The following is a 25638-nucleotide window of genomic DNA, read 5'->3' as shown; positions in this document are numbered from 1 at the left end:
CGCATGAGTTCAGCATCCCCACCTGTTTTACCGGCCCATAAGCGAGTCTTACGAGCCGCGGGGGCCGCGGAATGGTGGGGATGGTATTTGGTCGCCATACTCGCCGCCTTGTTGGTCCCCTGTTTGATTGTCGTGCTTGGAGCGGTCGCCAAGTTACTCGAAGATGGCGGCCTCAGCGAGTTGTGGTTGCCTCTAGGGAGATTTCTGTACTTTCCCGTGCCGGCATTCTTGCTGGACGAACCACCAGTCCGGCAATTGATTTGGCTGGTAGCTTGTGGCGTGGCCGTGGCGTTGCTCCAGTCGTTGGCATTGTGGCTGTTCTATCGCGGACTGCATCGCCGTAGCCGCTTAATCGTAAAGCAGTTGCATGAGCAAGTGTTGGCGACCAGTATTCGCGTCGCCGAAGCCGAGGGGATTACCGCCCAGCGGAATCGCACTGGCAGATTGATCGACCACGATTTGCCTCAAGTCCAGCGGGGCCTGGTGGCGCGGTGGCGGGCGATTCCTCGCAGTCTTGTGCTGACCATTCTCTGCACCGCTTTGGCGGTTGCCGTGGACGTTTGGCTGACCCTGTTGGCGTTGATCAGTGGGTTGATGGTGTGGTTGCTATATCGTTGGCTGGCCGCCGGGGCCGACTTGCGATTTGCCCGGTATGACTTAACTACGATTCGCCAGCGTTTGGTGGAGTCGGTGCAGACGGTACCGGTGGTGTCTCGGGTCCGTGGGGACGACGCGCCGGAGGATGAATCAGGTGGACCGTTGGGCCAGTTACTCGAGGCCACCCAGGTGCGTGATCAAGCCCGCGCACGCTTGGTTCCCATCGTGACCGCCGTGGCGATTTTGTTTGTGGCCCTGTTGTTGGTCGCGTTGGGGGCGAACATGCTGGTTGAAGATTCACCATTGAATCTACCAGCCGCTCTGGTGTTGACATTTGCTTTGATCGGTGCCGTGGTTGGTGCCACGCGGATTATTCGCAGCTGGAGTGGCGTGCAGGAGTTTCACGAAGCGTGTGAAGCGGTCTATCACTTTGTTGATCGCGGTAATGGTGGAACCAACAGTCCGCGAGTTGGCCTATCCGACCAGCGGCATTCAGTTGAGCTGGCCAACGTGACAATGCTTGACGGGCTGGGGCGAACGTTGCTCGATCGGCTTTCCTTGCGTTTGGAGCCAGGCACCGTGGTCGCTTTGATGGGCACCGAGCCGGTTGCCTTGGGTGCCCTGGTCGAATTGTTAATGGGTTTTGGAACTCCTCAAGCTGGCACGGTAAAAATTGGTGGCGTGTTGGTTGGCGAGTTGCATCAGGCTTGGCTCTCAAAGCATGTTTTGTGGATTGGTCAAAATGGGCCGATCTGGTCGGGCACAATCAGCGACAATTTTCGTTTTGCGGAAACCATGCCTGACACTGGAGCGGTCTCCGATGCGGCCCGCCGGGTGGGAGTTTACGATCGTTTGCAATCTCTGCCTGATGGATTTTCCACCTTGATCTCGGCTGACGATCAGCGAATTGATGAAGCCACCCGATATGGGATCGCCACCGCGCGGGCTTGGATTCGTCGTCCCGCTGTGATCATTGTGCAAGAGCCGCCCACCCAGCCCAGCACCTTGGCGGATGATCCTGCTATCGATGCCCTTTGCGAGCTAGCCTCCGAAGGTGCGATGGTGATTGTGTTGCCGCAACGTTTGCAAACCCTTCGCAGATCCGATCGTGTAATTTTGCTTAACGGCGGTAGCTTGGCCGGCGAAGGTAAGCATGAAAAGTTGCTTGCTGAAAGCGACCTTTATCGGCATCTCAATTACGTGCTCTTCAATCCCTACCGGAACAATGTCCTCAAGCGAAACATCGTCAGCTAGTCATTCAGCTCCGCAAAGCCAGCTGGAAAGCTCAGCGGTCGATCAGCGGTTTGCCGGTCGCGTTGTGGCGATCACCGGGGGTGCCGCTGGTATCGGTCGCGGCTGTGTGGAAGTGTTTTTTGAAGCGGGCGCGGCGGTGGTCATCATCGATCGAGATCAGGCCACGGCCGAAGCCCTGGTGGCTGAACTTAACCAACGTCGCAGCCAGTCGGTTCATTTGATCGTTTGTGATGTGGCCGCCAGCGATCGTTTGCAACACGCGATCGAACAGGCTGCTGCGCGTTGGGGGCGGCTCGATTGTCTGATCAATAACGCTGGCATTCACCCACCCGACACGCCCATCGAAGCAACCAGCAACGACGATCTGCAGGAAGTCTTACAGATCAACTTTATCAGCACCTTTGTCGCCTCCAGAACGGCCCTGCCGCATTTGAAGAAAACCGGCGGTACGATCGTCAACATGAGTTCGATGACGGCGGTCCTTGGGCAACGGAATTCGGTGGCCTATTCGGCCAGCAAAGGAGCTCAGCTGAGTCTGACCAAATCGCTGGCGCTTGAGGGCGCGGCCTCCGGAGTGCGCGTCAACGCGGTGCTCCCCGGTAACGTGAATACTCCCTTGATGCAAAGTTGGGCAGCCACCCTTCCCGACCCGGCCGCCGCGCTGCAACGTATCGCCGCCCTGCAACCAATCGGTAGAATGGCCGAGCCGGTTGAGGTTGGCCGCGTCTGTCTCTTTTTAGCCTCCGATGACGCAAGTTTTATTACGGGGCAAGGAATCGAAGTTGACGGTGGCGCTTCACTTGACTACTGAAAAGTACGATCCCCCCTCCTTTTCTCTCACGCCTGCTGGAACACCCTGTAATGCGAGCCTTTGAAGCAACTCAAGCGTTCTTTGATCGAGCAGCCGAGCAGATGGATTTGCCCACTAACATGCGAGACATGCTGCTGATGGCTCGCCGCGAGGTGCAAGTTCGCGTCACCATTGAGTTAGACAATGGTGAGTTGGCCAACTTTATCGGCTTTCGTGTGCAGCATGACAACAGTCGCGGGCCGATGAAGGGTGGCCTCCGCTATCATCCCGAAGTCGACCTCGACGAAGTCCGCGCGTTGGCCAGCTTGATGACTTGGAAAACCGCGGTCGTTGATTTGCCCTACGGTGGTGCCAAGGGTGGCATTGGGGTGGACCCGAATTCACTCAGCGAAAAAGAGATGGAACGCTTGACCCGCGCGTTCGTCGACCAAATCCATGATATCGTCGGACCCGATACCGATATCCCGGCTCCCGACATGGGAACCGATTATCGGGTGATGGGCTGGTTTCGCAATCAATGGGAGAAATATCACGGTTTTCATCCGGCCGTGATTACCGGCAAGCCGGTTGAGGAATACGGCGCCAAAGGGCGCGAGGAGGCAACGGGGCGTGGCGTTGGTTTGCTGACCGTGAAGCTATGCAAACGCTTGGCACGCAAGCCGGAAGAAACTCGCGTCGCGATTCAAGGCTTTGGCAACGTCGGTTCGCACGCGGCCAAATTTTTGCATGAAGCCCAGTTTCCGATCGTGGCAATCAGTGACGTGACCGGCACTTATTATGATCCGGCCGGTTTGAATATTCAGGATATGTTTCGGCATAAGCTGCATCACTCGCGAGGCTTGCTCGAAGGTTACTCGCATGCTGAAATCTTGCCTACCAACGCCTTGCTCAACCTGGAAGATGTCGATGTCTTGATTCCGGCCGCTTTGGGCGGAGTGATTCGCGCTGATAACGTTGATTCCATTCAGGCTAAAGTGATCATCGAAGCCGCTAATGGACCGATCTGGCCCGAAGCCGATTTGAAGCTGGAAGAACGGGGCGTGGTCGTGCTGCCTGATATTTTGGCTAACGCCGGAGGTGTCACGGTCAGCTATTTTGAATGGGTGCAGAACCGCCAACACTATCGTTGGAGTCTCGACCGTGTTCGCCAGGAGCTAGATCGCACGATGAACGACGCTTTTGAGCATGTCTGGCAACTCGCGCAACAGAAAGAGGTCTCGCTTCGCACGGCCGCCTTTATGATCGCCATCACCAGGGTGCGACGTTCGGCCGAATTAGCCGGTATGCACTAGTTTGCCAGCTTGCTCAATGGCCAGCTTGCTCAGTGGGTTTGGGGGCCGCAGACGCGGTTGCGCCCCGACTCTTTGGCTCGATATAACAATTGATCGGCTTGTTCGATCAGTTCGACGGCGGACGGTTCCAAGGCGTGATCGAGGCAGGCCACTCCGAAACTGGCCGAGATGGCCAGCGGCCCGACCGACGTTGCAAACGGCTGGGTGACCAAGGCCAGGCGACAGCGCTCGGCGATCTCCAAGGCTTCGCTCTGATCCGTGCCGCAGAGCAAGATGCAGAACTCTTCCCCGCCAAACCTGGCCAGCATGTCATCTTCGCGCAGCGCTGACATGATCCTGGTGGCGAACTCTCTCAGTACTTCATCTCCGGCCAAGTGGCCGTGGGTGTCATTGGTCTGTTTAAAGTGATCAATGTCTAACATCATCAACGACAACGGAGCTTGTTGCCGCATGGCCCGGGATAATTCGCGATTCATCGCGTCGAGCAAATAACGTTTGTTAAAAGTGCCGGTGAGGGCGTCCCGCGTGAGCGCACCGTAGACGGTTTCGTGGTATTGCGATTCAATGCTGCCGGCCGAGAGAAAGCGAAATAGAAAACTGCCGATGCGAATCGTGTCGCCCGAGTTTAACAATTGTTCGCGGACTGGATGGCCGTTGACCAGCGTGCCGTTGGTGCTGTCCAGATCGCGGATTTTGTAGCCATTCTCGGTTTTGCAGATCTCCGCGTGATGCCGGGAGACGCTGGCATCCGCCAACACCATGTCGACCTGAATGTCGCGACCCAGTTGCAAGACTGCTTGCTCAATCAACACCATCCCATCGACGATGTCGGGAGGATAGATTTGCACCAAACACGACTGGTTATTGGTGTTTTCGTCGAGTGGTGCATTGGCTGCTTGTTTGACCGTCGCGTCGATCTCTGATTCGACCTCGGCAAGGGGAGAGCTGAGCTTCGAGAAATTAACGCTGGTCTCACTGATTGATAGCATGTCGGGAGTCATCGCGGTTTCAGTACTTGCAAGTATTCGAGAACAGGGTTCGCTCGCCTCAAGGATGGGATTCGCATTGTGGCGAATCGGTCACGCCTGAGACTGAATGCGGGAAAAACACGCGACTTAATAGCTGTTTCTAATGATCATCGGGAATGTAGTGATTGTTCAGGGGCCTGGTCGGGCGCCAGTTTAGCCAGTTCGAGGCGAGCGTTTTCCAACGCTTGAATTTGTTCGGGGCGCTGTTCTCCATCTCGCAGCCAGCTTTCCAAATCAGTGATCAGTTGAGACCACTGCTCGATTGCTCGTTGAGTTTGGCCTTGTTGTTGATACCAGGCAGCGACTTTGGTCTGGGCGATCTGGCTGAGTTGCTGGTCACTCCAGTGTCCTTTATGAACCACGAGCCAGCGGGCTTGTTCGATCATCGTCTGCAGTTCCGTTTGGCCAGCAGCGCGGCTGGATCGATGAGCTAAAATCGCTAGCTCCAGACGCACCGCAGTGGCCGCGACGCGAAAGGCGAACTGGCGGTTTGGCATTTGTGGTTTCGTTTGTGCTTGCAGAAATTGCCGCTGCAACCACTCGCGATGTTGGACCGCAGGGGCGACTTTGTTGGCGTCGTCAGCCAGCAGCCAGCGACCGATGAACAGCTCGATTTGTGCTAAGCGTACCCGAGCGGGAGCGAGTTTGGTGACGTTTTGTGAAGCCAGTTGGGTGAGTAGATTTTCGCTGGCTTGGTAATACCGGCCAGCTTCGCTCGGTTGATCGGTAAGGCGATACAGATCCCCCAACCTCAGCAAACACATTGCCCGTTGGTACGCTTCGAGTGGAAGTAAGTTGTCATCAGCCGAGAGATAATCGCCAGTTGTTGCCGCGGGGTTGGCAATCAATTTCTTATAGTCAGTGATCGCCCGCTTCAGCAAGTCGAGTTGAATAGGCTGCAGGGCGTGATGGGGATTCCAATAGCCACTCAAGTCGGCCAACCAGGAATCGGTCACTTGGCGAGCTTCGGACAAACGGGTGACCGCTTCGGCATGAGCGGCTTGAGCGGCTTGTCGGGCAGTCCGCTCGCGACCGTGGGCTTGGTGGATCAAGCCGCTAAATATCATGGAGGCAAAGAGCAAAATGAATACACAACTGGCCAAACAGACGCTCAACGCGCGATGGTGTCGCACCCAGCGAGTGGTGCGATCAAGCCATGATTCGCGGTGCACCGAAACGTGCTCCCCGCTGATGAAGGCCCGCACATCGGCGGCCATATGCAGAGCCGAGCTATAGCGTGCCGCTGGCTCGGTTGCCATCGCGGTTGCCACGATGGCGGCTAACGGTTTGGGGGCCGTAGGTTGAGTTTGGGAGAGTGGCGTGTGAATTCCGTTGCGAGCGCGTTGCAGGATTTCTTGTGTCGAGAATGATTGGTGCGTGTGACGACCGGCGATGATTTCGTAGAGCATCACTCCTAAGGCAAAGATGTCGGCGCGATGGTCAATCACGTCATGCCGACCGGCCGCCTGTTCGGGAGCCATGTAAGCGGGGGTGCCACAAATCGCAGCGAATATTCCTGGCGACCGGGGCGGTTGATCGGAGGTTGGCGCATCGTTTGCGGTGGCTGCATCATTGTAGTCAAGGGGGGGGAGCTCTTGAGCCAGTCCCCAGTCGAGCACGATGGTCTCACCGAACTCTCCGACCATCACGTTGGCTGGTTTGAGATCGCGATGGATGATGCCTCGCGAGTGGGCGTAGCCGACCGCGTGACAGACATTGACAAAGCGATCGAGGAGGGGCGTGATTGCACGTTGCAAATCGATTGCCCGTGGGGGCTTGGTGCCGGCTGGCAAGGAAGCGTGCTGTTGGCGGATTTGGTCTCGAAAAGTTCCACCCTCAAGCAACTTCATCACATAGTACGGTTCGCCCTCGGCGGCGTCCTCCAACTCGTGAACGGGGACAACGCCCGGGTGTTGCAGTTGGCTGGTAATCTTGGCTTCATGCAGAAATTGTTGCAAAGTTTCTGGGCCGACTTGTGTCGTCTCACGAATGCGTTTGACCGCGACCTCGCGGCCCAGTTGTTGGTCGAGTGCCCGTTCGACCACGCCCCAGCCGCCCCGGCCCAGTTCTTCGACAAACTGATATCGCTGTTCATGTGTGACTTGCTGGAAAGCGTCGGAAGTCCGCGGTTTCGCTTTGGGATGGCCGCCCAGTGCCAACGTTTCAGCTTGTGCGGGCTCGGCTTGTTGGGGCACGATCATACGTAGCTTCAAATGAAGATGGGAGCCGGCGTGTTTTCTCAAAAGTAGCTCGTTAAAGCAGGCCTTTCTCGCGCTTAGCTGAATGGATTGCAGAAAACCGAGGAGAACCCGAGATACGGGGTGAGGAAATGGAGGGGTAATCGGGAAGGTAACGACCGGGAGGATTCGCCGGGGGTCCCAGCTTGGCCCTGGGCGGGCGATCGGCTAACCTGAGCAACCAAAATAGGTGTCAGATATGGCAAAACAGTTGTCAGAGATGGGACGAGTTTTAACCCTTTGTAGGTGCGGTAAGCGGGATGGAATTGCTGGAAGATTTGCGATCGCGAGGCCTCATTCACCAAGCGACTGATGAAGCCGGTTTAGGGCAGTTATTAGCCTCCGGTCAGCAAACGGTGTACATCGGATTCGACCCCACGGCTGATAGCTTGCATGTCGGTTCGTTGATGCAACTGATGATGTTGCGTCGTTTTCAACGTGCCGGGCATCGGCCAATTGCTTTGGTCGGGGGCGCGACGGGGATGATTGGCGACCCCAGTGGCAAGAGCGAAGAGCGTAATTTGTTGTCGCAAGAACAGTTGGAGCAAAACGTTAACGGTGTCGCCAACCAGATGCGACGGTTCCTCGACTTTAGCGGTCCCAACGCGGCCACGCTGCTGAACAATTTGGACTGGATGCAAGGTTTTTCCTACCTGCAATTTCTGCGGGACGTGGGCAAGAATTTTCCCATCGGTTTGATGCTCGGCAAGGAATCGGTGCGCTCCCGCTTGGAAAGCGAGGCCGGCTTGAGCTACACCGAGTTCAGTTACATGTTGCTGCAGGCATATGACTTTGTGCATTTGGCTCGCGAGCATGGCTGTCGGATTCAAGCCGGTGGCAGTGACCAGTGGGGGAACATTACGGCCGGGATTGACCTGGGGCGGCGGATGCTCGGTAGCCAGTTGTTTGGGTTGACGGCGCCGTTGTTGACCACCAGCGATGGTCGCAAGATGGGAAAGACCGAACAGGGGGCAATTTGGCTGTCGGCCGAGCGGACCAGCCCTTACGCTTTCTATCAATACTGGATCAACGTCAGCGACAGCGACGTGATGCGTTGTATTAACTTTCTCACCGAGATTGAGTTGGCGGAACGCGAAGCATTGGCTGCTGAGAGCACCACGAACGCCGCGGCCCGCACCGCTCAGAAACGGCTCGCGCAGTGGATGACCGAGTTGGTCCATGGCGAAGCAGGAGTGGCCACCGCGATGCGCGCCACGGAAATCTTTTTTGGTGGTGAGATTGATCAAATGGAAGATGCTCAGCTGGGTGAGATCTTTGCTGACGTCCCCAGTTCCGTTTTGTCACGCGATCAACTGTCGGGCGACGGCCTGAGCGTCATCGAGGCGCTTTGCAAGGCTGGGTTGACAACCTCCAACGGCGAGGCCCGGCGGACGATCAAGGAAGGGGGCGCGTACGTGAATAACCGGCGAGTTACCGACAACGAACGCCAGCTGACCGCAGCCGATTTGGCTAGCGAATCGATGATCGTGCTCAGGCGGGGCAAAAAGAAATACGCCTTGCTGCGCTTCCAGTGAGACAGCCGCCGGTCGCTCATTTTGCCAGCGGGAAAATACCTTGCCGCGCAAGATAGTCGATCACCTCGGCGGCGTACGCGTCAGGAGATTTTCCCAGCGATCCGTCCAGGTGCAATTGGGGTTCGATAGGTGGTTCATAGGGATCGCTGATGCCGGTAAAGTTTTTGATTTTTCCGGCCCGAGCTTGCTTGTAAAGCCCCTTCGGGTCGCGACGTTCGCATTCCTCCAGCGGCGTGTCCATGAAGACTTCGATGAAATCTCCGGGGCGTCCCGCTGCTTCCAGGCACTGGCGCACGCGGTGGCGATCCCGTCGATAGGGACTGACGAAGGCGGTCAGGGTGATCACGCCGACCGCCGCGAATAACTCGGCAACCGCCCCGATGCGACGGATGTTTTCTTCGCGATCGACTGCGCCAAAGCCCAAGCCGAAACGTTGGGCAAACTCGGCTCCGTGCTCGTCGAGCAAACGATCTGGCCCGGCACACAGGCCGTGGCGAATATTGTCCCCGTCAAGTAAACAGGTGGCCGCTCCGGCGGCATGCAGCAACGCGTCAACCGCATTGGCGACGGTGCTCTTGCCACACCCGCTGAGCCCGGTGAACCATACCACGCAACCTCGTTGTCCGAGATTCGATTCCCGTTGTTCACGGCTGATTTGTTGCTCGTGCCACACGACATGAGGTTTTTCAGAAGCGTTCACGATCTTTCCGAGCAAGGATGGTAAAGAAAAATTTTTGATCACATGTCTTCGTCTGTCAATAAAATAGCAGTTGGGGTGGCCAGCGTCGTGCTCCCCTGTTTAGCTTTTCGTCGTTTCTACGTTCGCCGTCTCCCAGCTCAACAACGGGCTTTATGAGAACTTTAATGGACTGGCTGTTTGGCAGATCGTGGCTGTTGGTTGGCACGCTGTTGATCTGCCAAATCTGTTTGCTGCCGGGCGGCGTGATTGCCTGGGAACCACCGATCACGGCTCTGGCCGTGGCGGAAGATTCCAGCATTTGGGTGGGCTCTCAGGCGGGACTTCGGCGGCTCGCTTGGCCCAGTTTGCAACCCGTCGCTGAGGCTGGCAGCCCCTTTGCTGGCAGTGTCGATGCTGGCAGTGTTGATGCGGATGAGAGTGCGGGGGCGATTTCCGTGTTGCGGGTTTTGCCTGACAGATTGGTGTTGGGAGGTGGGCGACCAGCCGCAGCGGGTTGGCTTGGCCATCATCCGTTGCCTGCTGCGGCGGGAACGTTGTCACCAGGTGGTTGGCAACGTTGGTCGGCCGCGGAGTCTTTGTTGGACACGGTGAGCGATCTTGCTTGGTCACCCCAGGCTGCGGCCTGGGCTGTCGCCTGTTTGGATGGCGAAGCGTTGGTGGCGGGGGCTGAGGGAGAGCGTTTGACTCGCTTTGCTGGACATTCGGCTGGTGTGACGGCAATTGCTTGGGTCGATCAGCAACTGATCGCCAGCGGTGGATTGGATCAAACCATTCGCATTTGGCGCGCCGGGGACGGAGGGCTAGTGCGGACGTTGAACAACCACACGGCAGCCATCACAGCCATCGGGAAACGCCCTGGTCAGGTTGGTTTACCGATGATCGCTTCGGCCGGTTGGGACCGCACGATTCGTTTTTGGCAACCAACGATTGGCCGCTTGGTGCGGTTTCTTAGGTTGCCCGATCAAGCACCGACTTGCCTCTGCTGGAACGACGCCGGTGACCTCTTGTGGGTTGGCACCGACGCTGGGGAAGTGTTGGAAATCGATCCCGATCGAGCCGTGATTGTGCAACGCAAAGCAGTCGCCAACGACTGGATCACGGCACTCGCTTTGGCACCCGATGGCTCGCTGTTGGTAGGTGTCGCCAACGGTCAGGTGCGGCGGGTGACTGAGTGGGCAGAGAATTCGGGGAACTAGAAAATTTAAGATGAATTTCCAGTGACCAAAGCAGGAATTGTTCGTGAACGTCGCTGTTGGCCACGGACATTGTTTTGTTACGGTGAAGTTTGAGCAAACGTGACAGGTAGCTTCTATAATGTACGATGTTTGAATTGCCGTGCAGCCATTCGATGTCGACTTTCGCTTCGTGCGAGATCGCGATGAATAAAGGCAGCGATGAAAATTTAAAAGGTTCGATGCTTGCCCTGTCCGATTTTCCTTCCCGGGGTTTCATCGAGCCCAAACAACCAACGAGGCCGACAGCGTCATGCAAGGCAACGTCCGTTCCATCACCGTGATTCGCGATTTGAACTTCGCGGTTTCCAAATTGACAAATCGTTTGACCGAAATTTCGTTCGACTTGCGAGGCGAAGCCCAACGGGCGATACAGTGGGTCAGCAGCGAGGCGCCTCAGTATTGGCGTTACGAGCAAAAGTTGGCATCCCAACGGTTGAAAGAAACCGAGGATACGCTCGCCTCCATGAAAGCCACGGTGGGAGGACGTGACAAGCCGGTGGCGACTGAGCTCGAGCAGCGAGTGGCCAAGATTCGGCATCGCTTACAGCTTTGTGAAGAAAAATTACAGCTCTGCAAACGCTGGCATACTGAATTGCTTCGTGCGGCTGATCCCCTGCTTGCGGCTGCCTCCGCAGTGCAGCAGCAAGCCGAAACTGAATTACCCATGGCTGCCAACCAACTGGACCGTTTGATCCGCGCACTCGAACAATATGCTGAAGTCGCTCCGGCGAATTCTTCAAATTCAAATTCTCAGAATGCGGAATCCGCTGATCCTCACGAGCCCCCGGCCTGATCATGAAACCACCACGTATCTCCGCGCTGCTGGACTGTGAAAATCGTATGCGACGTGATTGGCAAGCCTTTGCTGATTGCTGGCAGGGAACGGCCGATAGTTGGCGAGATGAGCGACGTCGGCGTTTTGAAGAGGATCATTTGCGCGAATTGCCAGCGGCTCTATCGCGTGCCCAAGCTGAGCTCACTCAATTTCGTGATGCGCTGCAATCTGCGATGCGTGCCTTGGAGGATACGGAGGGTGAGCAATGATCCAGCCGCCAGTGAAAGCCGATAAACGGAGCTTGGGTTTATTGACACCCGCACGCCAACGACTTTGGCTGCGCGGCGTGGCCGCTCGTTGCCAACGCGGCGCGGTGAGCGGTGCCGAAATGCGGTCGCGCCATGAGCTGGAAACACAGCAGCTTGCTGACCAGTTGGCGATTCGTCATGCGGAAACATTGGCCGCCTGTCGCACTGATCGCCAAGTGATGTTGACTCGTTGGGATCAAAGTGATGCCGACCTCATCGGCACTTATGAGTCTGGAACCTTAGCTGCACGGGATCAGAAGAATCGTCAACTGCTGGTCCTCAGGCGTGAAGAGAAAAAGGCAACGGCGGAGGCACAAGAGCATTACGAGGCGGAAAAGAAACGCATTGCCGAACGCTACCAACAGGAAAAACCTAAGCCGGCTGCCTATGAAAAACGCCAACACGCACAGTTAGCCGCGCTCTTAAAAGATTGCCAAGAACCGGTTGCTGCCGCCAAGCAATTAGCGATCGGGCGGCTGGGTGGTGAGGCGCGGCTGGCCGCTGTTTTAAACGCGGGTAACGAGGCCACAGCTACGTCTGTTTCTGCGATTGAGTCCTGGGAAGATTCCGTTCAAAGGCTGCAACGCTTGGCGGGGCAGATCAATCAAGCAACGGCTCAGTTATCGCAGGGGTTGCCGGCCAGAATCGTGGAGTCGTTCTATTTGGTTTTGATTGCGATCGCCGCCGCGCTGTTGTGGGGTCTCGCCATCTATCTTGTTGCTCCGGCCAGCATGGCCCTCTGGATGTTGGGCTCGTTGCCGGTGGCTATTGTCGTTGGTGCTGCGGTGCGGATTGGGTTTGGAGTTCCGTTGCGGAAACAAACGATTGCCCAGTATCCGGCTGTTGATCAATTGGCTGCGGAAGCTCAGCTGGAAGTGGTTGCCGCCAAACAGTGGGTGACGGCAAAGGCCAAGGAGCACGCGCTCCGCCTAAAACGACAGCGTGATACAGCGCTGTCCACGCTGAAAACGACGCACTCGGAAAAGTTGGCCGAGCTGGAGAGCAAATACCGCCAGGAGACGGAGGCGACGATCGCCCAGCACGATGCCGCAATCACTCGCATCGAAGCTGAGTTTCGCGGCCAATATGGTGCGTCCAGTCGTCAGTTATTTGAGGAAGCCGAACAGACTGCCAGTACGTTAGCGAACCGCTTGCAAACCACGCAAGCTGAAATTGCCGCTGCCAAGCAAACGCAGCAAGAATCCCAAGCGGCCGAAGTTGACCGGCTTTGGCAACGCATTGAAGCCGCGCTCAGCCAGGCGATGCAAACGGCCTCGCAAAACGCCGCGCGCATCGAATCGCAATTTCCGGCTTGGTCGGAGTTGCTTGAGCAAGCGCCGAGCGAAGCCACCGATCTGCGTTGGTTGCCGCTGGGCGATCTGCAAGTCGACGAGGCGCTGCGGAGCCGTTTGCATGACCGTGCCAGCCAAGTCCCGGCGAGTTTACCGCTGCTGCTGGCTCGCCCTGCACAAGCGGCCGTGTTGATCGATTGCCCTGGCGAGCAAATGCACGTGGCGGCCGAGATTGTACGCGGTGTCCTCTGGCGAGCTCTCACCGCGGTTGCTCCGGGGCGTGTTCGTTTGACCTTACTCGATCCAGTCGGCCATGGTCAGAACTTTGCCTCGTTGGTGGCGTTGGGAGATCATGACCCACTGTTGATTGGGCATCGCGCTTGGTCTGCCACGCCTCAAATTGCCGCGCGGTTGCAAGAGCTGACTCAACATGTCGAAGATGTGCTGCAGACTTGCCTGCGTGATCGCTATCGGTTCATTGAGGATTTCAATCGCGATGCCGGCGCGCTGGCTGAGCCGTATCGAATTGTCGCCGGCATCGGTTTGCCTGCTGGATTAAACCATGAGAGTTGTGCCGCGCTCCGCGGGTTGATTGAGGGGGGGCGGCGTTGCGGTGTGTTTTTGGTTTTGGTGCGGGACACGTCACAACCTTGGCCGGTCGATCTACCCGCCCTGCCTGAGTCCCATGTTTTGAGATTGCGCATCGACGACCGCGGGCAGCTCCGCCACTTAACGCCTGAGCTCGATTTATTGCCGGTGGTGCCCACTTTGCCGCCACCAAGTTCGGCCGTGGTGAGACTCGCGGAGCAGATTGGCCAAGCGGCTGTTGCGGCGCAGCGCGTGGAGATTCCCCTCGATGAATGCGTCCCGCCGAGTGACTACGATGCGGCCGATTCGGGAGCCGGGTTACAGATTCCGGTGGGGCGTCAAGGCGTCGGTCGATCGCTGCAGATCGAGCTCGGGCGAGGCATGCAGCAACATATTTTAGTCGCTGGAAAGACGGGCTCCGGCAAGAGTACGCTGTTACACGCTTTGATCACCGCGGCCGCTCTCCGTTATTCTCCGCAACAATTGCATTTGTATCTGTTGGACTTTAAGAAGGGTGTGGAGTTCAAGTTGTATGCCGACGAGCGTCTTCCCCACTCGCGAGTGATTGGCATTGAGAGTGAGCGAGAATTTGGGCGCAGCGTGCTGGAGCGTTTGGACGAGGAATTACAGCGACGTGGCGAGGCCTTTCGGGCTAGCGGGGTGCAAGAACTGGCCGAGTATCGCCGACAATCGAGCGAGCCGTTGCCGCGGATTTTATTGGTGGTCGATGAATTTCAGGAGCTGTTCACGCGCGACGATCGGGTAGCCCAGGAATGCACGATGTATCTCGACCGCCTCGTTCGACAGGGCCGTTCCTTCGGCATGCATGTCGTGCTCAGCAGTCAATCCTTATCGGGCGCTCACAGTTTGCCTCGAGCGACTCTGGGGCAAATGGCGATCCGCGTGGCTTTGCAATGCAGCGAATCGGATGCCGCCTTGATCCTTGGCGATGACAACACGGCAGCCCGCTTGTTGAGCCGGCCCGGGGAAGCCATTTACAACGACGCGGGCGGTTTGGTTGAAGGGAATCAGCCTTTTCAGGTAGCTTGGTTGGACGCTCCGCTACATCGCCAAAGGCTGCGCGAAATCGCCGCCCGCCATCCGCACGCTGACCAGCAATTTGGTGCCACGGTGGTGTTCGAGGGTAATCGTCCCGCCCGCTGGAATCCCGCTTTGGCCGCCGCTGCAATCGAGCCGCTATTGGCAAATCCGGTAGGTGGAGTTACCGCGGCCGGTTTGCTTGGTGAAGCGGTGCGGATCGGTCCTCCGGCTCGACTTACTTTGAGCGATGCCACCGGCCGCAATGTGCTCTGCGTAGCCGACCAAGTTTCGGTCGATTGCGTGCTGGCCACCTGGCTCTCTTCCGCGGTCGCCCACGCGCGAAAGCGGTTCGGAGCTTCGCCGCGGATCATCTTGTTTGATGGCAAACGCGCCAGCGAACAAGATTTCTCCTTGGCCACCTGGTTGCCCGCCGCCGGCATCGTCGCGGAAGTGGTGAAGCCTCGCGAAAGCGAAGCCAAGATGGTGGAGTTAGCCGCTCAGCTACAGCCTGAAAGCCGCAGTGAGCAACAACCACCGACTTTGGTTGTGATTAATCCGCTAGAAAGATTTCGCGATTTCCGCCAGGACGATTCCTTCAGTTTTTCGCTCGACGCCAGCGGGCAAACTTCGGCTGCCAACGCCTTGCAGCAGTTGCTCCGCGATGGCCCGCAAGCTGGGCTGCACACGATCATTGATTGCGGGAACGCCGAGACCCTGTCTCGCTGGTTACCACGCACCAGTCAGCACGATTTGGAAATCCGCATTCTGGGACGCACCAGCGCGGCCGATTCAGCACAGCTCATCGATACGCCCGAAGCTGCCGGGTTGTCGCCCGCGACGATGCTCCACTACGATGACAGTGATGGTAGCTTGGAGAAATTTCGCCTCTGCGATATCCCCGCCGCTAGCGATGTGGCTGATTGGTTGGCCGGCTGACGGTTTAACTGTTTGACTCATTCAATGTTTAACGACAGATGTGTTCCGGCAACGCTGCGTGAATTACAAACCGACCAGTTCGAGCAGACGCAGAGCATTGGTGGTCGGTGTCACCCCTTCTCGCATTTTGTAATCGAACGTCATCGATTCGGTACCATCGGCGGTGACTTCGATCGTCTCGCGGAAGTGAACGACGTGGGCTCGCGGTTCCAAGTCAGGGTCCGAAGCTAACTCCAGGTCATGCGTGCTAATCGCGCCGATTGCATCGGAATTCATTAGATGTCTGAGCACTTGCACAACCGCGATTGCTCGTTCGCGACTGTTGGTTCCCTGGAGGATTTCATCGAGCAGATAGAGGCACATTCGATCGGCTCGTGCGCTGACCTCGCGAGCTTGCGTGACCACGTCCCGCAAACGATGCAACTCGGCCATGTAGAACGACACGCCCTCTTTGACGCTGTCGCGGACGCGGATGCTGGTCGATAACTCGACCGGTGGCAAACTGAATTGACGGGCGCAAACTGGCCCGCCGGCACCTGCCAATACCACGTTCAAACCAATCGACCGCAGCAGCGTGCTTTTTCCTGACATGTTGGAACCGGTGACCAGCAGCAGCGACCCGGTGGGGCCAATGGTCACGCTGTTGGCGACCCGTTGGCCATCCCTTAATAGCGGGTGGGCTAAATCCTCACACTTCACCGCGGCCGACTTGCCAGCCGCGGTCCAAGTCGGCACGATCCAGTCGGGATAATCATCATACAACGCGGCCAACGATTGCAGCGCTTCGAGTTCTCCCAAAGCGGCAAACCAATCGACCGTGCGGGCACCATGGGCGGCTTGCCAGCGTTCCAGGCGAGCCAACAAATAAACGTCCCACATCAAAACCAATTGCAAGGCGGTAAAGAAGAGATAGCCGACTCCACCGCGACGCATCACCACCCAGTGCGCGAGCTTGGCCAATTGCCGCATGCCGCTGGTCGCCCCGCTTTGAGGATCGCCGAGCCTGGCTTTCACTTCACCAATCATGGCGGGATCGGCAGGTAAGGCTTGACCACAAGCAAACATCTCGGCGTAACTGTCGATGTCGCCGCGGCGATTCACGGCTCGCGCGAAGATTCCGTGGATCGGACCGCTGGACCAAACCGTCAGGATCAGATTGATCAAGATCGGCAGGCCGGCCCACAGTAACCCACGACCCACGTCAAACGTGCTGCCCGCCGCGGCGGCTCCGTCGTCGGCTGGATTCGGGCCGCTGAAAGCGGTTGAGGTCAGGCCACCGATGAGGAACAAAGCCAAGATGGCAAACGGGGAGATCCAAGCCCAGACCAGCAGCCAGCGGCGATCGCTGAGCCAGCCCGGACCGCTGGCCCAATCGCAAAAGGCATCGGGTTCGGCCGCCGAAGTGGAGGCTTGTCGCGCGCGCTCGTAGAATTTCAAGCGGCTCTCGCGATCGGCGACCAGGGCTTTCGCCGCAGCCGATCTAGCCGTGCCGGCTGATTCGATCGCCGGGTCGGTCAGCCACCGCGAAAGTGTTCGCAAACCGGGGCCGGTATAGGCCATTGAGACTAACTGCATCAAAGAGCCTTCGCCGAATAAATCCAAGTCATCGGCGAGGGCAATTTCATTTTCCGTGGCCGCCCCTCCTCGCGTCCAAGCGGGACGCCAGACGGGTAGACGTGACCAATTGCGTTCCCGGCGAGCCTGCAAACGTCGCAGTACGTTGCGGCGATTACGCAACATTTCAATCTGTTCGCGGCGTCCCTCATGGATCGTGACGACGGCAAAGAAACCTAGCAACACCAACCATCCGCCCCACCACAGCAAGCGGGCGCCACTGGGCGCCGATTCGCCGCCTGACCATCCCAGGGCCAGCAACAACACGCCCAGAAAAAATAGCCCAGCGCGGGCTACGTTCATGCCTCGGTCACCCGCGCGCAAGGCATTCCGCTGTTGCTCTACCGCGGCGATCTCACTCGCATACCACTGACTCGTCGATTCCACCAATGTGCTCCAATCTCAAATGCTGCTAACCCTGCGGATCGCTCGCCATAAACGTCAATCTCAACCGCCCAGTGTGCTGCTTTTAGCTGGATCAGGCTAGGCCGCTTCGACGCGAATCCGCTCGGCCGATTTTCGCTGGTTAGCGGGAATCCCCAGCACTTTCACCGCTACCCGATCTTCCAAATTGGGACGGAAAATCGTCAGTAACATCAGCGGCACGAACCAGCCGATAAACAAGCCGCCACCGAAACCATGCCAGAATTGGGCGGCAACCATGAGGGCGGCGGAACAACTAATCAAGGTCCCTAGATTTTTCTGCCTCGGCCAGACAGCGTAAAAACCAGAAATTAAAGCGAATCCGACCAACACCGGGAACCGCCAGATCGGCTGCCAACCCAATCCCCAGACGCCTTCTAAATTCTCCTGCAACGGCAGCCACAGTCCGTACATCTGAATCAACCGCTCAAAAAATTTGTCGCTGCCACCCAAGCTGAGGAGTACGGTCAGCACCAAAATTGTACCGAATACGCCACCGGTGAATCTTCCCAGCCCACGCTGACGATAGAACCCCAGCCACAGCGGCAACAAGAATGCTGGGTAATAAACCAGCCCGGCAGCCAAGCCCAAGCAAATCCCAGCTAATAACGGACGGCGATACAGCAGCACGGCCCAAACCAACAGCGCAGCCGGCAGCACGTGGTCAACTCGCCCTGTCATTTGTGCCGTGTAGGGCAACATCAAATACAATGTGGCGCAGCCTGCGCCCGCTTTGAAGTTACCGAAGTGTAGATGCGCGACCAATGTGATGCCGACGACGACCGCCAAGTGAGCCAAGATCGCCAAAGTGCGTGCCAAGGCGGCATAGGCAACTTGAGGTGGCGCGGCGACCGTTGCACTTTGAGCGGCGGCCAACTCGTTGGCTTGCGGTTCCAGCCGACTGCTAACTTGATCTCCGTCCGGAATTGTGGGAATGGCGGGCAGCATATTGAGGACGGGATAGCCGGGTCCTAATTGGGGGCCCTGCTCGCGTTGTAACTGAGGAGTACTGTTGATGACGTTGGCCATCAAGAAAATCAACATCGAAACCCCAATGAAGGCCAAGCCACCGGTCGTCAAGTTGGGGTCGAGCAGGGGGCGGCGAACCATCAACGGGTCAATGAATAGCCGCACCAAAATCACAAACTCTACGACCAACAACCACAAGAAGCCGCGCAGTTCCAAGCGGCTCGCCGCCCGTGCTGCTTCGCTGATTTGTTCGGCCAAGACTTCGGTCTCGCGGAGTCCGGCAGCCTCCGCAGTGTCACCCGTTTGCTGCACGGCGGTCAAAGTCTCAACACCCAGCCCCCCGTTGCCTGCCAATAAATTCTCAGCCGCACCGGCTGTTGCGTCGGTATTCGCGTTAGCAGGGAAGTTGTCGGGTGTGTTAGCTGTGAGCTGAGCTGCGGAAAGTGGCTGGGCGGTGGCGGCAACCAGCGGGCTTTCGCCAGCCATAGCAGCCTCGAAATCCAACCGCTGCTTGCGCCCCTCGTGGACCATCAAAATCCCCGGCGCCAGCAAGATCAGCAGTAAAATATCGAGATTGCGGATGCTCCAAAAGCGATGAAAGACGAAGTACAGACCGATCGTCAGGAACGACGAGAAGTAAACCCACGTCGCTGGCTCAGGCCGCTGGTAGTAGAGAAGGAATTGACTCATCCGCCCGCAGCCTGACCGGACCCACTGCCCGACGAGGAAATGAATGGTTGCGCATCGCTATTGCTCATCATCTTCATGATACAATACGCCAACTTACCCCATTTACGGAAGCATGTGTGGGTCCAACCGGTAACAAAAACCAAGCAAGTTATTGAAGCTAACTCCCCAAGCGACTTTATCCAGCCCACAAGCTTACACCAGCTCGCAAGTTATTCTCCCAGAGGACGTTCAACCCCAGTGGACATCGGATTATAGCAAATCCGGAATTCACTTGCCCCCCCTCTTCAGCTTCTAGAAATTTAACTAACGGGACGCTCGCATGTCATCGATCACCGGTTCGCAACCGCTCCTCGCCGATCTTCTTCTGAATTCTCGCACTTTGGTTCAAAAAGTGGTTCTGGCTGTGCCTTTCATGTTTCTTGTCGGCGGCGAAATTCAAGCTCAGGAGACAACCGCTAACGGTAAATCTGAGCCTGCCTTTATTTCCGTTTGGCCAGCGACTCCGCCTGGTGACGAGCAGTTGGAGCTTGCCGCGGAGGTCGATACGAGCGGCCCCCAAGCCAGAAAGGTTGCTGGAGAAAGTGTGATTCGCTTGGGGAATGTTAGTCAGCCGACGCTGGAGGTTTTCCTGCCCGCCGAGGGCATGGCTAACGGAAGTTCAGTAGTCATTTGTCCCGGTGGAGGTCATCAGATATTGGCTTACGACCTGGAAGGCACTGAAGTGGCTCAGTGGCTGCAAGGGCTCGGCGTCACCGCGTTTGTATTGAAATATCGAGTTCCCGCTCGAGCCGGAAAACCTCGTTGGTTGGCTGCTGTTCAGGATGCGCAGCGAGCGGTCAGTCTAGTGCGCAACCGCGCCGCGGAGTGGCAGCTTGATCCGCAAAAAATTGGCATCCTTGGTTTTTCCGCCGGCGGCCAAACGGCCGCGCTAACCGCGCTTGCGCAGTCTCGCCATTACCAGCCGCTCGATGAAATCGATCAAACACCATGGCGTCCTGATTTTGCCATCCTCGTTTATCCTGCCTACCTGGTTTCCAAAGAGTCCCCCACGCAGCTTGTTCCCGAGGCCACGGTTACAGCAGCCTCACCCCCGATGTTTCTCGTTCATGCTTGGGACGATCCGGTGACGCCGCAAAGCAGCCTGCAGTTGGCCGCAGCGCTTAAGCAGCAAGCAGTCGAAGTCGAGCTGCACCTCTTTGCGCAAGGTGGCCATGGTTACGGGCTGCGGCCCACCGAGGCACCCGTTACCACCTGGCCAAATATTTGCGAACCGTGGCTCAAAGCTGTTACCAACAGAAAGTAGTGGAATAAGCTTCTAGACTGTATCGCCACCAAGTGGAATGGGCTTCCAGCCTGTATCTTCGCCAGCAAGTGGAGTAGGCTTCCAGCCTGTATCTTCTTGCAAAAAAGCAACTTATCAACAACTGAAGTCATCCACACGGATGACTCGGCCGGCATAAAGTCAACCGCAGCACTAAGAATTTCCGGTCAAACCTACACGACCACGATTTCCTAGAATGCCGAGGGGCAGGTGAATGGATATACTTATCCCGAGGCCAACTCTATCAGCTGTTTCACGCGAGCAGCACGATCGATAATTATACTTACGATGACGGGGCCCGCTTTCCGGCGGTAGCTGCGAATTCTCAGCCACTAAAACGCTTTACTATTACGGCGACCAATGGGATCCGCATGACAGCACTAACTGATAATACCAGGGCAATCACTTGCCTTGCTCGAGTTAAGGTATCATTGTGCAGGTCAATGCGCAGCCCCGGATGCTTGCGCAGAACTCGCTGCAACATCGTCTTCAAATGTGTGTAAACGCGGAGACATTCTTCGTTATATAAGGGATCCAGATTCAGTTTTCTGGCGATGGGTTGAGCGAAACCGTGATGGATTTATTGACCAATCTATCTGACGAGGAATAAGACTGGGGGGGTTACCGTCCTCGATACAGGCTTTTCGACCCAAGCTGCCAGTATATATTTTTGCCACTAAATGCATTAGATCGTAAATTACGCAAAGATTATTGGGGGTGGCGTTCCAAGGTCCGGATGAGTGCATTTTATGTGAGATAACTACTGTGTTTAGGGTTTCTAATAAAGACTCGGAGTCGTAGCCTGCAGTGACCCGCAGTTGGCGAATGGGTTGCCTCAACTGAGGCTGGATTCACGTTTTGGCCCCGCGACTCTATGACCGCCCGGTCCTGAGGGAATTGGAGTTTTCGGCCTGGTGGGATCGACAAGGGGCCACAAAATGCCACGGATTCGTACTTTCAAACCCGAGAGGTATACCGTCAAACCCAAACATTAAAGGGTAGTAGAGTGACTTGACGCCAACAACCTTCGATGTTTCCAGGATGCGAAAGACCTTCCATCCTTAATTGATACTAACTGGTTGTTTGATCGAAGTGAGCGACGTTTTAGTTGGTGGCGTCTGCCACTGGTATTATAGTAGCCGTGCGGTGGCCACCCGCGTCAATGAAAATTGGTTCACGATTTCTTGTCTTCCGGCACCGAATCGGAATGGGCAGGCATCGGAATAGACGGATTGCCTTCTTCGCTTGGTACTCGCTATGACGAATGCCGCAGAGACAATGGGCTTGCTTGCCCTCATGCTTCTTCATGAATCACGACGCAAATTGCGGCAGGCCGCCGACGGTGACATCGTGCTATTGGAGGACAAGGATCGGAGCCGTTGTCGGGCGAATGAACGGGCGAACGAGTGGAGCCGAATTTTTTCCTAAAGTCTTTCTCGCGTCTGTCGCTTTAGCCCCAAGTCGTTCGGCTATTCAACAATCAGTAGCGGGCACTGTCACGGGTTCCCCACTGCGGTACGCTTGACCTCGACCACTGAGAGCAAGCGTGTCGATGATACAACCTTCATAGGTCAATCTGAAATGGAAGCAGCAAACGTAATTCATGAAGCTTTTCCGTACCTGCGAGTCCGAAATGCAAAGCCCGCAATCGAGTTCTACAAACTAGCGTTTGGTGCGATAGAAGATTTTCGGTTGTCAGAGCCAACGGGTCGAGTCGGGCATGCCGAACTCAAATTTGGAACTCATACGATCATGCTCTCCGATGAATACCCCGAAGATGGAATTCATGGCCCGGAACCAGGTCGATCCTCGGGATCCGCGATTCACTTGCATGTCGATGACGTGGATGCCATGACGAACCAAGCAGTTTCTGCGGGAGCAAAATTAACCATGGAACCCGCCGATCAATTTCACGGCGAACGATCCTCAAAGGTCACCGACCCATTCGGGCATGAATGGTATTTGGGATCAAGGATCGAAAACGTTTCACGAGAAGAAATGCAGCGAAGATTCGCTGCGATGTTTGAAAATGCCTGACTCAATCAAAGGAGCTCATTAAGTGCGATGCAATTCTGTCGGCTGGTTTGAACTATATGTCGAGGACATGGACAGAGCGACCCGGTTTTATGAAACGGTGCTCGGTACCAAACTCGAAAAGCCTGGCCCACCCATGGACAATCTGCAGATGATGGCATTCCCGATGTCCATGGAGTCAACGGGCGATGCTGACGCTTTAAGCAAAATGGACCGAGTGAAGCCAGGCGGGGTTGGAACGCTGTTTTTCTTTAGCTTGGAAGACTGCGCTATCGAAGCCTCGCGAATCGAAGATGCGGGCGGAAGGATTCAGATGCCAAAATCATCGATTGCCCAGTGTGGATTCATCGCATTAGGAATCGCTAATTCGTCGATCAGGATTTTGATCGAACGAGCGACACCTGGTTCATGTCGAATCAGCCTCTAACTTTGTAGCTTCATCATCATTTGATGTGACGATAGTGGTGGCACCCTTATTGCTTAGGCGATCTCTGATTCCGCTGGCGGGAGGCCAAAGCTAGTGGTGTAGGCATGGATGTGAGACGGGTGTTTGCCTTGCGTCGGTGTGCAGTCAGGCTGGTTTGTTGCCTTTGGCAGCGAAAGTTCCTTCGGCGGGCGATTGCCAAATTCTAGCAACGAAATTTCAGCACGTGCCGCAACGTTTTGCCTTGTGCTAATCCTCCTTTTCCTGCCAGCTACCCAAATTGCCAATGCTTGCAGTCGAGCTGTCTACTTCGGAAAAGCAGGCCAGACGGTAACAGGTCGAACCATGGACTGGCAGGAAGATATGCAGACGAACCTTTGGGTTTTTCCGCGTGGCATGCAGCGGGACGGAGGCATGTGGGAACAAGGGTTTAGTCGCCAATCTTCTGTTTTTGGTCGAGAGCGAATACCCGGATCCCCATGAGGATCCGCGGCTGAGAATGTCCATCGCAGCCTGGACCCAGTACGTGCTGGACAGTTTTGTCACCTTTGAAGAAGCCGTCGCGGAAATGCGCAAAGAACCGTTCTGTACCGTCGCCGCCGTCGACCGTTTTGCGAGAGCAAGCTTTTATATCAACGCGAGCGCGCAATCAGCCAACCCGTGAGGGGCGACCGCGGCGGTCTTCAGACGTGATGCGAAACGTGAGCGTGCCGCGAGGCATCAGCACCCCGAATCAGCCTAATATTACCTCGACGATTTGGCGCACCGATTCGGACCAGAAGAACCTGGTTTACTTTTTGTGTAGACACAGCCAGCCCGAGTCTTGTTTAGGTTGAGATAAAAGAGTTAAACTTTGATGGGGACTCAGTTGTCCGCAAGCTACAACTCTACGGAAATCCTACTCTAAGAGGCAATCAGACTGACAACTTTCAAGCATCTGAACCGTTTGTTTTCTTGGCACCGGAGTAATAGCATATGGCCTCCATCGGCTCAACTTCAAGTTCCGCTTCGACCTCAGGGAGAACTTCAACCCGGGCGACTGAACAAATTCGCGAACTGCACCGGACCAACAGAAGATTCATGGGAATCGCAGTGATCGCATGCTTGCTGGTTGTCGCCGGGATGGTCATGCTGTCGCCGATCAATGCAGCGAATCCGGCAGAGCATTTCACCCTGAAAGTTGGCGAACTCGAACGAGAGTTTTTGATTTACGTCCCCGAAACGCTAAAACCGGGCGTCGCACCGCCGTTGGTTTTTGTCTTTCATGGTGGCAATAGTACCGCCCAGGGCGTTATGAAACTGTCACAGTTCAACCTTGTTGCGGACCGGGAGGGAGCGGTCGTGGTCTATCCACAGGGTGTTGGTGGCAATTGGAATGACGGAAGAATCAACATGGTCGCCCAAGCTTTTCGAGAAAAGGTAGACGACCTTGCGTTCTTCGATCGATTACTTGCCGAAGTTTCTCGCAAACATATGGTCGACTCAAAACGCATCTATCTTACTGGAATCTCAAACGGTGGTATCTTTGCCCATTGTGTTGCTGCGAGTCGATCGAAAAAAGTCGCGGCGATTGCGTCTGTAGTTGGCGGCATGGCCGACTCGGTCGCTTTAAACTTTGAACCCACAGACGCAGTATCCGTTCTGATCATTCAAGGTACCGAAGATCCTCTGATGCCCTACGAAGGCGGAAAGGTTGCCGGAGATGCTAGAAAAGATCGGGGCAGTATTGTCGCTACCGACAAAACTGCGGCTCTTTGGGTAGCCGCCAATCAATGTGACAACGTCCCCCGGAGAACGCCACTAAGGGACAGAGACCCAACTGATGGTTGCCTTACCGAAACGATCACTTGGCATGGCGGGAAAAACAAGAGTCTCGTGGCGTTGTATCGCGTCGAAGGGGGAGGGCACACGTGGCCCAGCGGTGCTCAGTATCTTCCCAAATTTATCGTCGGCAAAGTAACGCGTGATTTCGACAGCCAGACGATCTGGCAATTCTTCGAGTCGAACCCGAAACGCTAGTTAGCGTTCTGATTTTGGAACGATATGCGGCAACAGAAAACATCCACTAGACGTCGAAAAGAAGGACGCTCTGTTTGAAAGCAACGTTGTGGACGTGCTACCAAGCGAGCTGACTCATCAACTTGCTCCAGATGATCGCGGCCTTGCGAAAGTGACTTAGGGTCAACATGGCGCCGTATCGCTTTAGCCAATTCGACGTTGCCGCGGGTCGATGCCAAAGCGTGATTTGGTCACGGTTTTGGTCGGGGTTTTTGGTCGGATGGATTTGGCGCAGCCAACATCCCTTAGCTTCATTTCAGGCCCAGAGGTTGGCTGCGGTGCCAGGCAGTCTGCGACCGCTTCGCGGTCGGTCGCTTGGAAATGCTTGGGCTCGCAATGGGCTGTCAAAGACACGTGTTGCCTGATCCCGAAGGGATCTTAGGCGGTAGCCGGTGGTAAGCGCAACGCCCCCACAGGAACGCTTTTTCTTGCGTTCGTTCCTTAAGCTTAAATTTAGGCCTTGTAACGGTTATAGA

20 protein-coding genes are annotated in these 25638 nt (G+C 56.2%); 15 read left to right on the top strand and 5 right to left on the bottom strand.

Features of this window, described 5'->3' with window-relative positions; translation table 11 throughout:
• Positions 1-3: 3 nt before the first annotated feature.
• The 3 genes from SH139x_RS25750 to SH139x_RS25740 are packed head-to-tail and all read left to right on the top strand — an operon-like array spanning position 4 to position 3954.
• Complete coding sequence (locus SH139x_RS25750) at positions 4-1851, top strand: ATP-binding cassette domain-containing protein (RefSeq protein WP_488352607.1); 1848 nt, start codon at positions 4-6, stop codon at positions 1849-1851.
• Positions 1823-2662 (top strand): SDR family NAD(P)-dependent oxidoreductase, encoded by an 840-nt coding sequence (locus tag SH139x_RS25745; protein WP_488352606.1) that lies wholly within the window; start codon positions 1823-1825, stop codon positions 2660-2662. Before SH139x_RS25750 ends, SH139x_RS25745 begins: the two co-directional genes overlap by 29 nt.
• A gap of 50 nt (positions 2663-2712) precedes the next feature.
• Positions 2713-3954, top strand: a complete 1242-nt coding sequence (locus SH139x_RS25740; RefSeq protein ID WP_488352605.1) for a Glu/Leu/Phe/Val family dehydrogenase — start codon at positions 2713-2715, stop codon at positions 3952-3954.
• Positions 3955-3983: 29 nt separating this feature from the next.
• Here SH139x_RS25740 and SH139x_RS25735 read toward each other — a convergent pair whose 3' ends face one another.
• Together SH139x_RS25735 and SH139x_RS25730 are read right to left on the bottom strand one after the other, a co-directional pair.
• Positions 3984-4955 carry a diguanylate cyclase gene (locus SH139x_RS25735; protein WP_488352604.1) on the bottom strand — a complete coding sequence of 324 codons (972 nt, stop codon included), beginning with the start codon at positions 4953-4955 and terminating at the stop codon, positions 3984-3986.
• A 134-nt stretch (positions 4956-5089) separates the two neighbouring features.
• Positions 5090-7183, bottom strand: coding sequence for a serine/threonine-protein kinase (locus SH139x_RS25730; protein ID WP_488352603.1), 2094 nt, complete (start codon positions 7181-7183; stop codon positions 5090-5092).
• Between the two features lie 296 nt (positions 7184-7479).
• Here SH139x_RS25730 and tyrS point away from each other — a divergent pair, with 296 nt between their 5' ends.
• A complete protein-coding gene (gene tyrS / locus SH139x_RS25725) occupies positions 7480-8754 on the top strand; it encodes a tyrosine--tRNA ligase (RefSeq protein ID WP_488352602.1) in 1275 nt (424 codons plus the stop codon).
• A 16-nt stretch (positions 8755-8770) separates the two neighbouring features.
• On the opposite strand, the gene cysC is transcribed toward tyrS, so the two are convergent.
• A complete protein-coding gene (gene cysC / locus SH139x_RS25720) occupies positions 8771-9454 on the bottom strand; it encodes an adenylyl-sulfate kinase (RefSeq protein ID WP_488352601.1) in 684 nt (227 codons plus the stop codon).
• A gap of 164 nt (positions 9455-9618) precedes the next feature.
• On the opposite strand from cysC, the gene SH139x_RS25715 reads away from it, so the two are divergent.
• The 4 genes from SH139x_RS25715 (at position 9619) to SH139x_RS25700 (ending at position 15629) form a co-directional block, all read left to right on the top strand.
• On the top strand, positions 9619-10650 hold the full coding sequence (locus tag SH139x_RS25715) for a WD40 repeat domain-containing protein (RefSeq protein WP_488352600.1): 1032 nt from the start codon (positions 9619-9621) through the stop codon (positions 10648-10650).
• Positions 10651-10939: 289 nt separating this feature from the next.
• Positions 10940-11482, top strand: a complete 543-nt coding sequence (locus SH139x_RS25710; RefSeq protein WP_488352599.1) for a hypothetical protein — start codon at positions 10940-10942, stop codon at positions 11480-11482.
• A 2-nt stretch (positions 11483-11484) separates the two neighbouring features.
• Positions 11485-11733, top strand: coding sequence for a hypothetical protein (locus tag SH139x_RS25705; RefSeq protein ID WP_488352598.1), 249 nt, complete (start codon positions 11485-11487; stop codon positions 11731-11733).
• Positions 11730-15629 carry an FtsK/SpoIIIE domain-containing protein gene (locus tag SH139x_RS25700; RefSeq protein ID WP_488352597.1) on the top strand — a complete coding sequence of 1300 codons (3900 nt, stop codon included), beginning with the start codon at positions 11730-11732 and terminating at the stop codon, positions 15627-15629. The genes SH139x_RS25705 and SH139x_RS25700 overlap by 4 nt, the downstream gene beginning before the upstream one ends.
• A 63-nt stretch (positions 15630-15692) precedes the next feature.
• Here SH139x_RS25700 and SH139x_RS25695 read toward each other — a convergent pair whose 3' ends face one another.
• Positions 15693-17630, bottom strand: a complete 1938-nt coding sequence (locus tag SH139x_RS25695) for a MutS family DNA mismatch repair protein (protein ID WP_488352596.1) — start codon at positions 17628-17630, stop codon at positions 15693-15695.
• Positions 17631-17726: 96 nt separating this feature from the next.
• Positions 17727-19325 (bottom strand): glycosyltransferase family 87 protein, encoded by a 1599-nt coding sequence (locus SH139x_RS25690; protein ID WP_488352595.1) that lies wholly within the window; start codon positions 19323-19325, stop codon positions 17727-17729.
• Positions 19326-19644: 319 nt separating this feature from the next.
• On the opposite strand from SH139x_RS25690, the gene SH139x_RS25685 reads away from it, so the two are divergent.
• From SH139x_RS25685 to SH139x_RS25655, 7 genes are all read left to right on the top strand, one after another.
• Positions 19645-20628 carry an alpha/beta hydrolase gene (locus tag SH139x_RS25685; RefSeq protein ID WP_488352594.1) on the top strand — a complete coding sequence of 328 codons (984 nt, stop codon included), beginning with the start codon at positions 19645-19647 and terminating at the stop codon, positions 20626-20628.
• Positions 20629-21903: 1275 nt separating this feature from the next.
• Complete coding sequence (locus SH139x_RS25680; RefSeq protein WP_488352593.1) at positions 21904-22074, top strand: DUF6596 domain-containing protein; 171 nt, start codon at positions 21904-21906, stop codon at positions 22072-22074.
• Between the two features lie 153 nt (positions 22075-22227).
• Positions 22228-22683: a VOC family protein gene (locus SH139x_RS25675; protein ID WP_488352592.1), complete on the top strand. Its 456-nt coding sequence runs from the start codon at positions 22228-22230 to the stop codon at positions 22681-22683.
• Positions 22684-22705: 22 nt separating this feature from the next.
• Positions 22706-23107 carry a VOC family protein gene (locus tag SH139x_RS25670; RefSeq protein WP_488352591.1) on the top strand — a complete coding sequence of 134 codons (402 nt, stop codon included), beginning with the start codon at positions 22706-22708 and terminating at the stop codon, positions 23105-23107.
• A gap of 138 nt (positions 23108-23245) precedes the next feature.
• Complete coding sequence (locus tag SH139x_RS25665) at positions 23246-23587, top strand: linear amide C-N hydrolase (RefSeq protein ID WP_488356094.1); 342 nt, start codon at positions 23246-23248, stop codon at positions 23585-23587.
• Positions 23588-23603: 16 nt separating this feature from the next.
• Positions 23604-23768, top strand: coding sequence for a hypothetical protein (locus SH139x_RS25660; RefSeq protein WP_488352590.1), 165 nt, complete (start codon positions 23604-23606; stop codon positions 23766-23768).
• A 416-nt stretch (positions 23769-24184) separates the two neighbouring features.
• Complete coding sequence (locus SH139x_RS25655; protein WP_488352589.1) at positions 24185-25123, top strand: CE1 family esterase; 939 nt, start codon at positions 24185-24187, stop codon at positions 25121-25123.
• Positions 25124-25638: the final 515 nt, after the last annotated feature.

The organism is Kothea flammea, from assembly GCF_052161645.1.
GTDB lineage: Bacteria > Planctomycetota > Planctomycetia > Pirellulales > Pirellulaceae > Laterigemmans.
The sequence above is the reverse complement of the archived record's forward strand: the minus strand, read 5'-3'. Positions and strand labels throughout refer to the sequence as shown.